General features: G+C 63.0%; 9 protein-coding genes and 1 pseudogene. 3 read left to right on the forward strand and 7 right to left on the reverse strand.

Going from position 1 to position 9067, the window contains the following annotated elements; all coding sequences use genetic code 11:
* The 3 genes and pseudogenes from rho to RMO40_RS22690 all read left to right on the forward strand — a co-directional run.
* Positions 1 to 144: pseudogene (rho, locus tag RMO40_RS22680) on the forward strand (transcription termination factor Rho); the annotation flags it as partial.
* Positions 145 to 246: 102 nt separating this feature from the next.
* The gene (locus tag RMO40_RS22685) at positions 247 to 501 is read left to right on the forward strand and encodes a type B 50S ribosomal protein L31 (RefSeq protein ID WP_309725868.1); all 255 of its coding nucleotides are present in this window, start codon (positions 247 to 249) and stop codon (positions 499 to 501) included.
* Positions 502 to 611: 110 nt separating this feature from the next.
* Positions 612 to 2288 carry a hypothetical protein gene (locus RMO40_RS22690; protein WP_309725869.1) on the forward strand — a complete coding sequence of 559 codons (1677 nt, stop codon included), beginning with the start codon at positions 612 to 614 and terminating at the stop codon, positions 2286 to 2288.
* Between the two features lie 9 nt (positions 2289 to 2297).
* Here RMO40_RS22690 and phoR read toward each other — a convergent pair whose 3' ends face one another.
* The 7 genes from phoR to pstS form a co-directional block, all read right to left on the reverse strand.
* Entirely contained in the window at positions 2298 to 3665 is a 1368-nt protein-coding gene (gene phoR, locus RMO40_RS22695; protein ID WP_309725870.1) for a phosphate regulon sensor histidine kinase PhoR, read from the reverse strand.
* 7 nt (positions 3666 to 3672) lie between these two features.
* Positions 3673 to 4374: a phosphate regulon transcriptional regulator PhoB gene (gene phoB, locus RMO40_RS22700; protein WP_309725871.1), complete on the reverse strand. Its 702-nt coding sequence runs from the start codon at positions 4372 to 4374 to the stop codon at positions 3673 to 3675.
* A 13-nt stretch (positions 4375 to 4387) separates the two neighbouring features.
* Positions 4388 to 5095, reverse strand: coding sequence for a phosphate signaling complex protein PhoU (phoU, locus tag RMO40_RS22705; RefSeq protein ID WP_309725872.1), 708 nt, complete (start codon positions 5093 to 5095; stop codon positions 4388 to 4390).
* A 16-nt stretch (positions 5096 to 5111) separates the two neighbouring features.
* A complete protein-coding gene (pstB, locus tag RMO40_RS22710) occupies positions 5112 to 5897 on the reverse strand; it encodes a phosphate ABC transporter ATP-binding protein PstB (RefSeq protein ID WP_309725873.1) in 786 nt (261 codons plus the stop codon).
* 18 nt (positions 5898 to 5915) lie between these two features.
* A complete protein-coding gene (gene pstA / locus RMO40_RS22715) occupies positions 5916 to 6788 on the reverse strand; it encodes a phosphate ABC transporter permease PstA (RefSeq protein ID WP_309725874.1) in 873 nt (290 codons plus the stop codon).
* Positions 6785 to 7762 carry a phosphate ABC transporter permease PstC gene (gene pstC / locus RMO40_RS22720; protein ID WP_309725875.1) on the reverse strand — a complete coding sequence of 326 codons (978 nt, stop codon included), beginning with the start codon at positions 7760 to 7762 and terminating at the stop codon, positions 6785 to 6787. The genes pstA and pstC overlap by 4 nt, the downstream gene beginning before the upstream one ends.
* Positions 7763 to 7876: 114 nt before the next feature.
* Positions 7877 to 8914 carry a phosphate ABC transporter substrate-binding protein PstS gene (pstS, locus tag RMO40_RS22725; protein WP_309725876.1) on the reverse strand — a complete coding sequence of 346 codons (1038 nt, stop codon included), beginning with the start codon at positions 8912 to 8914 and terminating at the stop codon, positions 7877 to 7879.
* Positions 8915 to 9067: the final 153 nt, after the last annotated feature.

Genomic DNA, 9067 nt, shown 5'->3' on the forward strand with positions numbered 1-9067 from the left:
CCAGAAATCCTGCAAAAGACCTGGATTCTGCGCAAGCTGCTCTATCCCATGGACGAGATCGAGGCGATGGAATTCATCCTCGACAAGATGAAGTCCACGAAGAACAACCACGATTTCTTCGACATGATGCGGCGGGGCGGCTGACAGTCGAGACTGCCATGGCATAATCGCGGGTTTTCCGCATTCTGGAAAGTGCGCCAAAGGGTTTGGCGTGGCTCCCAGCACTCACCAGCGAAGAGGCTCCCCATGAAAGACGGCATTCACCCCAACTACCGCGACGTGTGCTTCGTCGACCTGTCCAACGGTTTCAAGTTCGTGACGCGCTCCTGCGCTCAGACCAAGGAAACCATCAAGCTGGACGATGGCCGTGAAGTGCCGCTCTTCAAGCTGGAAACCACCAGCGAGTCGCACCCCTTCTACACCGGCACGCAAAAGAGCGTCGACTCGCTCGGCGGTCGTGTCGAGAAGTTCCGCAACAAGTTTGCGCACCTCAAGAAATAAGCGCCTCACCGGGCATCATGAAAGGCAGCTTCGGCTGCCTTTTTTGTTGCCTTGCACGAAGCCTCGGCCAAGTTGCTGCATCATCGTCGCCTGCTCAATACCGTGACATCTTGAACACTCCGAACCCTGCCCTGGTCACCGAACGTGCGGCGCGCCGGTTGCCGCGGTTGGCGCTGCTTCTGTTTTGCGCGGCCTATCTGCTGCCCGGCCTTTTCGGGCGAGACCCGTGGAAGAACGCCGACCTCACTGCCTTCGGCTACATGGTCAATATCGCCCAGGGACACACCCCGTGGCTGTCGCCAATGGTCGGTGGTCTGCCGGCCGACGCGGCCTTGCTGCCCTACTGGCTGGGCGCCATCTTCATCAAACTGTCGGGCGGGTTGATCGCACCGGAGTTGGCGGCGCGCATCCCGTTCGCCGTGTTGCTGGGCCTGAGCTTCTTGCTCACCTGGTACAGCACATACCACCTGGCGCGCACTGACGCAGCGCAGCCGGTGCCGTTTGCCTTTGGCGGCGAGGCAAGCCCGATCGATTACGCCCGTGCCATTGCCGATGGGGCCTTGCTGGCCTTGATCGCCTCGCTTGGGCTGCTGCAACTGGGCCATGAAACCACGCCCGAACTGGGCCAACTGGCCAGCGTGGCGCTGTTTCTGTACGCGCTAGCAGCCAGCCCGTTCCGGCCCTGGCAGAGCCGGGTTGCGGTCCTGGTCGCCCTGCCCGCACTGGCCGCCAGCGGCGCGCCCAGCATCGCGATGTGGCTGGCCGCTGCGGGCGCAATTTCGTGCTGGCGCTCAAGCTACGCGCCGGCACGTCTGTTTGTGTGGTGGGTGATCGCTGCGGCCATCGCCGCGGCACTCGTGGCCACAGCGCTCGGCGCGTGGGGCTGGCGGCTCGATCGTTACTTCGATGCCACCGACGTCTTCAGCGTCGTTCGCCTCCTGGCATGGTTCATGTGGCCGGCCTGGCCGCTGGCGCTGTGGACGCTGTGGCGCTGGCGAGCCCACCTGCAGCACCGGCACATTGCGGTGCCGCTGGGCTGTGCGCTGGTCAGCTTGGTGGCCTGTGTTGCCATGGGCGGCTCCGACCGTGCGCTGATGCTGGTGTTGCCGCCACTGGCGGTGCTGGCCGCGTTCGCCCTGCCCACGCTTCACCGCGGCACCGCGGCTGCGATCGACTGGTTTTCGGTCTTCTTCTTCAGCGCATGGGCACTGGCGATCTGGGTCGTTTATCTGTCGGTCTACACCGGTATCCCGGCGAAACCTGCCGCCAACGTGATGCGCCTCGCGCCTGGCTTCGTGCCGAGCTTTTCAGTGCTTGCGCTGGTGCTCGCCGGGCTGGCAACGCTGGCCTGGCTGTGGTTGGTGCAATGGCGCACCGGGCGCCACCGCCATCCGCTGTGGAAAAGCATGGTGCTGCCCGCGAGCGGCGTGGCCCTGTGCTGGCTATTGTTGATGACTCTCGGGCTGCCCTTGTTTGACTACGCGCGCAGCTACCGACCGCTCATCAACCGCGTGTCGCAGTACGTGCCGCGCGACGCCTGCATTGCCGCACCCGGCATGAATCGCGCACAACTGGCAGCACTCGAATACTTTGGCGACTACCGTGTCGACGGCTTGACCAAGGCAAGCAATACACGCTGTGAATTCTTGCTGTTGACCGAGACCGTCAAACGCCGCGCGCCGGTCGAACGCGGGTGGCAACTGATGGCACGCGAGCAGCGCCCTTCCGACAAGGAAGAGGTGATCGCCATCTACCGCCGTGAGGGCGGCGCCTTCCCGAAGCCGTAGCCCGAAGCCTCAGCTCGAAACAGCCTGGTCGCCGGAGCGTGTGAAACGCTTCGGGTCGGGTGCCGGCTCGACGATGCGAACGCGCGCCGCCGGAAAGATCAGGCAGAAGGTCGACCCCTTGCCCGGCTCGCTTTGAACGTCGAGCTCGCCACCATGGCGCTGCACGACGTGCTTGACGATCGACAGCCCAAGCCCCGTGCCGCCGGTCTCGCGCGAGCGGCTGCCATCGACACGGTAGAAACGTTCGGTCAGACGCGGGATGTGCTCGCGCGCAACGCCGATGCCGGTATCGCTCACCGTCACTTCGCCCGACCCATCGTCGCGCACTCGCCAGCTCATGCCGATGCGCCCGCCTTCGGGGGTGTAACGCACGGCGTTCGTGGCCAGGTTGACGATGGAACTCATCAACTCGCTTTCAATGCCTGCGAGTTGCGCACCATCGGCGTCGGACACATTGAACTGGTGGCGCCCCATCGACAGTGCCACCGCGTCGGCATGCGCCTGGCCGAGCAGCTTGCCCACCGACACCCAGCGATCGCTGGGCGGCCGCGGGCCGCCTTCGAGTTGTGCCAGCGTGAGCAAGTCGCTCACCAGCGTCTGCATGCGCTGGGTCTGCTGCCCCATCAGGCTGAGCACGCGCCGCCGCTCCACCTCGGTGAGCGGCAGGCTGCTCATGGTTTCAATGAAGCCAGACAACACCGTCAACGGCGTGCGAATCTCGTGCGAGACGTTGGCAACAAAATCGCGCCGCATCGCGTCAGAGCGCTCACGGGCGGTCACGTCTTGCGAGAGCACCAGCTTCAAGCCCTCGCCATACTCCCGCACCAACACCGACAAGGTGCCTCTGCCTCGCGGCTCCGGAATGGACACCGGCTCGGCATACTGCCCTGCCTGCAGGTACGCCACAAAGGCTGGAGCACGCACGAGGTTGGTCACACGCTGGCGGCGGTCACGCGTGGGGTCGAGACCGAAGTGATCGGCGGCAATCGAGTTGCACCAGGTGATCTGGTCGGCTTCGTCGAGCAGCAACACGCCGTTGGGCGAGGCTTCCATCGCCGACAAAAACTGCGCCAGCCGTGTCTGCTCCAGCGCCATGCTCTTTTCGCGGTTGCGGATGGACCGCTCGACGCGGTAGCCGATCTCGCCCCAGAAGCCGGCATCACGCGGCGCCGGGCCCTCCTGGGAGCCGCTCAGCCAATGGATCAGGCGATAGCCACGCAGCGTGTCGACCAGCGCCAGCAGGCTGACCCCGAGCGAGCCACCCACGAGCGCACCGATCACCGGCGCTTGCAGCGGCGCCCCGCCGAGATAACCGATGAAACCACCCGCGGCCATGGCCAATGCGCCAGCCAGCAACCGTGGCAACAACCAGTTCATGAGAGATTCAGGCAGACAGCGTCTGCACCTGCTGGGTCAGTCGGTAGCCCGCGCCGCGCACGGTTTCGATCATGTGCGCGCATTGCACCGGATTCAAGGCTTCGCGCAGACGCTTGACGTGCACGTCCACCGTGCGCTCTTCGATGAACACGTGATCCCCCCACACCCTGTCGAGCAGTTGCGAGCGGCTGTGCACACGCTCCGGGTGGGTCATGAAGAAGTGCAACAAGCGGAACTCGGTGGGGCCGAGGCGAAGCTCATGCCCTTCGCGCGAGACACGCCGTGTGGCCGGGTCGAGCTTGAGCAGGCCCACTTCGACCGCAGCATCCAGCGCCTCGGGCGCCTTGCGGCGCAGCACGGCGCGAATGCGCGCCATCAGTTCGTGGGTGGAAAAAGGCTTCGTCAGGTAGTCGTCTGCACCCGCATCCAGACCCGAGATCTTGTCGGCCTCTTCAGCGCGTGCGGTCAACATGATGATCGGCAACTCGCGCGTGCGCGCTTGCGAACGCCAGCGTTTGGCAAGCTGCAGGCCCGACTGGCCGGGCAACATCCAGTCGAGCACCACCAGGTCGGGCAGCACACGATCCACCTGGGCCAACGCTTCGTCGGCGGTGGTCGCGATCACGACCTCGTACCCGGCATGCCGTAGGTTGATCGACATCAACTCGGCAATCGCCGATTCGTCCTCAACCACCAAGACTTGACTCATGCTCTGCTCCTCATCACTTGACCATCGATTCGACGGTCTCAACCGGGTTGTGACGCACGTCGGTGCCCTTCACGATGTAGATGATGACCTCGGCCAGGTTCTTGGCGTGGTCACCCACCCGCTCGATGGCCTTGGCCACGAAGATCAGGTCAATGCTCGACGAGATGGTGCGCGGGTCTTCCATCATGTAGGTGATGAGCTTGCGCATCAGGCCGTCGAATTCCTGGTCGATCTGGTCGTCTTGCTTGAGCACCTCGATCGCTTTGGCGGTGTCGAGGCGGGCAAACGCATCGAGCGCCTTGCGCAGCTGGGCCACCGCCAGCTCGGCCTCGTAGGCCAGGTCGTTCACCGGCAGGCGCAGGCGGCTCGACACGCCGGTGTTGATGAGGCGTTGCACCGTGCGGGCAATGCGCGCTGCCTCGTCGCCCACACGCTCCAGGTTGGCGATGGTCTTCGAGATGGCGATCAGCAGGCGCAGGTCACGCGCCGTGGGCTGGCGGCGGGCGATGATGGTCGACAGGTCGCGGTCGATCTCCATTTCCATGCCGTTGACCCGCTCTTCGTTGCGCAGCACTTCGGTGGCCACTTCGCCGCTGAAGTTGGTGAGTGCCCAGACCGACTGCGCCACCTGTGATTCGACCAGCCCGCCCATTTCGAGCACGCGGGTCGAGATACCGCTCAACTCGGCATCGAATTGTGTTGAGAGATGTTTTTCCGTCATGTTGGCTCCTGGCGCATCAGCCGAAACGGCCGGTGATGTAGTCCTCGGTGTCCTTCTTCTTCGGCTTCATGAACAGCTCGGCCGTCGGGCCGAACTCGATCAGGTCACCCAGGTACATGTAAGCCGTGTAGTCTGAGCAGCGCGCTGCCTGCTGCATGTTGTGCGTGACGATGACGACGGTGTAGTCGGTCTTCAGCTCGTGGATCAGTTCTTCGATCTTGCCGGTGGAGATGGGGTCGAGGGCCGAGCAGGGTTCGTCGAGCAACAACACTTCGGGCTTGATCGCGATGCCGCGTGCGATGCACAGGCGTTGCTGCTGACCACCCGACAGACCCGACCCACTCTGGTTGAGCTTGTCGCGCACTTCGTTCCACAAGGCGGCCTTCTTGAGCGCCCACTCGACACGCTCGTCCATCTCGACACGTGGCAGCGTCTCGAACAGGCGCACGCCAAACGCGATGTTGTCGTAGATGGACATCGGGAACGGCGTCGGCTTCTGGAACACCATGCCGATCTTGGCGCGGATCAACGAGATGTCGTGCTTCGACTTCAGGATGTTTTCACCGTCGATCATGATCTCGCCTTCAGCGCGCTGCTCGGGGTAGAGCTCGAACATGCGGTTGAAGGTGCGCAGCAAGGTGGACTTGCCGCAACCCGATGGGCCGATGAAGGCGGTGACTTTCTTCTCGGGAATGTCGAGGTTGATGCGCTTGAGCGCGTGGAATGCGCCGTAATAGAAATTGAGGTCGCGCACAGCCAGCTTGGGCTTGTCGGTCACGCCTGGTTCGACTTTGGTGTCCATGTTCTGCGAACTCCGGGATCAGTGTTTGTTGCGGAGGAAAACCCGCGCGAGGATGTTGAGCGCCAGCACGCCGAGGGTGATGAGGAACACGCCCGCCCAAGCCAGCTTCTGCCAGTTCTCGTAGGGGCTCATCGCAAACTTGAAGATCGTGACCGGCAGGCTGGCCATCGGCGAGCTGAGGTCGTTCGTCCAGAACTGGTTCGACAAGGCGGTGAACAGGAGCGGCGCGGTTTCACCCGCAATGCGCGCCAGCGCCAGCAGCACCCCGGTGATCACGCCGGCGCGTGCGGCCTTGAGGGTGATGGTCATGATGACGCGCCACTTGGGCGTGCCCAGCGCGTAGGCGGCTTCACGCAAGGAATTGGGAATCAGCGTCAGCATGTTCTCGGTGGTGCGAATCACCACCGGGATCACGATCAAGGCCAACGCCAGGATGCCGGCCATGGCCGAGAACGACTTCACCTGCGCCACCACCACCGAGTAGATGAAGAGGCCGATGACAATGCTGGGGGCCGACAGCAGGATGTCGTTGATGAAACGCGTGGCACTTCCCAGCCAGGTCTTCTGACCATATTCGCCGAGGTAGATGCCTGCCAGCACACCAATGGGAGTGCCAATGAAGGTGGCCAGGCCCACCATCACCATCGAGCCGAAGATCGCGTTGGCCAGGCCACCACGCTCGGCCAGCGGTGGCGGGGTCATTTGGGTGAAGGTATCGAGATTGAGGCCGCCGACACCCAGGCGAACGGTCTCGAACAGGATCCAGAACAGCCAGAACAGGCCGAAGGCCATGGCGGCGAGCGACAGCGTCAAGGCGATCGCATTCACCGTCTTGCGGCGCCGGTGTTTGGCCAGGCGCGCCGTGTCCAAAGAGATGAAGGTGCTGCTCATGTGCGCGTTCCTTCGCCCTTCTTCAGCCGCGACAAGAGCAGCCGAGACAGGGACAAGACCACGAAGGTGATGAAGAACAACACCAGGCCCAGGTAGATCAGCGAGGCCTGGTGCAGGCCTTCGCCCGCTTCGGCAAACTCGTTGGCCAGTGCCGACGAAATGCTGTTGGCCGCCTGGAACAGCGACAGGCTGTTGAGCTGGTTGAAGTTGCCGATCACGAAAGTGACCGCCATGGTTTCACCCAAGGCCCGCCCGAGGCCGAGCATGATGCCGCCGACGACGCCCGTCTTGGTGTACGGCAGCACCACCTTGAAGACCACCTCCCAGGTGGTCGAGCCCAGCGCATACGCCGACTCTTTCAACATGGTAGGGGTCACATCGAACACGTCACGCATCACCGATGCAATGAACGGAATGATCATGATCGCGAGGATGATGCCGGCCGACAAGATGCCGATGCCCACCGGCGCGCCCGACACCAGCGTGCTGAGCACCGGCACGCCGGCGAACAGTGCCTGCAGCGGTTGCTGCACGTAGGTGGAGAGCACCGGACTGAAGACGAGCAGGCCCCACATGCCGTAGACGATGGAAGGCACGGCGGCCAGCAGTTCCACGGCGATGCCGAGCGGACGGCGCAGCCAGCCGGGAGACAGCTCCGTGAGGAAGAGCGCGATGCCAAAACTGACCGGGACGGCAATGATCAGCGCGATGAGCGAAGTCATCACCGTGCCGTAGATCATCACCAGGCCGCCGTACTTGTCTTGCACGGGATCCCATTCGCTGTTCCAGAGGAAGCTGAAACCGTATTCCTTGATCGCCGGCGCAGCGCCGATCAACAGGGAAATGATGATGCCGGCCAGCAGCAGCAGTGTCAGGATGGCGGCGCCATGCGCCAGCATCGAGAAGACCGTGTCGGCCCAAGGCGCTGAACGCCGAGCCTCCGGAGGGCGCCCCAGCGGGTCAGAGCGTTGCATCTTGTCGGGCTCGTAGTGAGATGCAGGAAGTGTAGCGGCCACAGCCCCTCCGAAATGGCAAGCGGTGGGCCCGGCTCCCGGGCACCACCACGTTCGAGCAGCTCAGAGCTGCGTTTATTTGAAGGCGACTTGTTTGCCCGAAGCGTCTTTGATCTCGCCCCACTGCTTGCGCACCAGGTTCTTCACCACGTCGGGCAGTGCCACGTACTCCAGTTCGGCCGCCGCGGCATCACCGTTGGTGAAAGCCCAATCGAAGAACTTCATCGAAGCCGCTGCCTGTGCCGGCTTGTCTTGCGCCTTGTGCATCAGGATGAAGGTGGCGCCCGTCAGGGGCCACGAATCCTTGCCGGGCTGCTCGGTCAGCACCTGGTAGAAGCTCTTGTTCCATTCGGCGCCGGCTGCGGCGGCCTTGAAGTTGGCGTCGTCGGGGGTCGCAAAATTACCATCCTTGTTCTTCAACAGGGTGTAGGTCATCTTGTTCTGCTTGACGTAGGCGTACTCCACATAGCCGATCGAGTTGGGCAGGCGGCTAACGAATGCGGCCACGCCCTCGTTGCCCTTGCCACCGGCACCCGTGGGCCAGTTGACAGCGGTGCCTTCGCCGACCTTGGTCTTCCACTCTTCGTTCACCTTCGACAGGTAGTTGGTGAAGATGAAGCTGGTGCCCGAGCCGTCAGCGCGGCGCACCACGGAAATGGCGGCATCAGGCAGCGGCACGCCGGGGTTCAGTGCGGTCAGTGCCGTATCGTTCCATTTGGTGATCTTGCCGAGATATATGTCACCGAGCACCGCGCCGGTCAGCTTGATCTGACCCGACTTGATGCCAACGATGTTGACCACCGGCACCACACCGCCGATGACGGTGGGGAATTGGATCAGGCCGTCTTTTTGCAGCTCGTCATCCTTGAGCGGCATGTCGGATGCGCCAAAGTCGACCGTCTTGCCGCGGATCTGCTTCAAACCCGCGCCCGAGCCGACCGATTGGTAGTTGATGCGGGCACCAGACGCCTTGTTGTACGAGTCAGCCCATTTGGCGTACAGCGGAGCGGGGAACGAAGCGCCGGCACCAGTAACGTCTTGCGCCAAGGCGGCGCCAGAGGCAAACCCGAGGGTGATCGTGGTCGCGGCAATTTGAACGGAGATGGATTTCATGTCTGCACCTTTCCAGTGAGCTGGCTATGGATGGCGAGACTGTAGAAGTCACATATGACACCGCCGTGACAGAACAAAGTGCTCTGTGACGGTCATACAGGTGTCATGAATTTGTCACAGATAGCCTGTCAGATGCGAAACATCTGAGCAAGG

This window comes from Rhizobacter sp., assembly GCF_031412075.1.
GTDB lineage: Bacteria > Pseudomonadota > Gammaproteobacteria > Burkholderiales > Burkholderiaceae_C > Rhizobacter.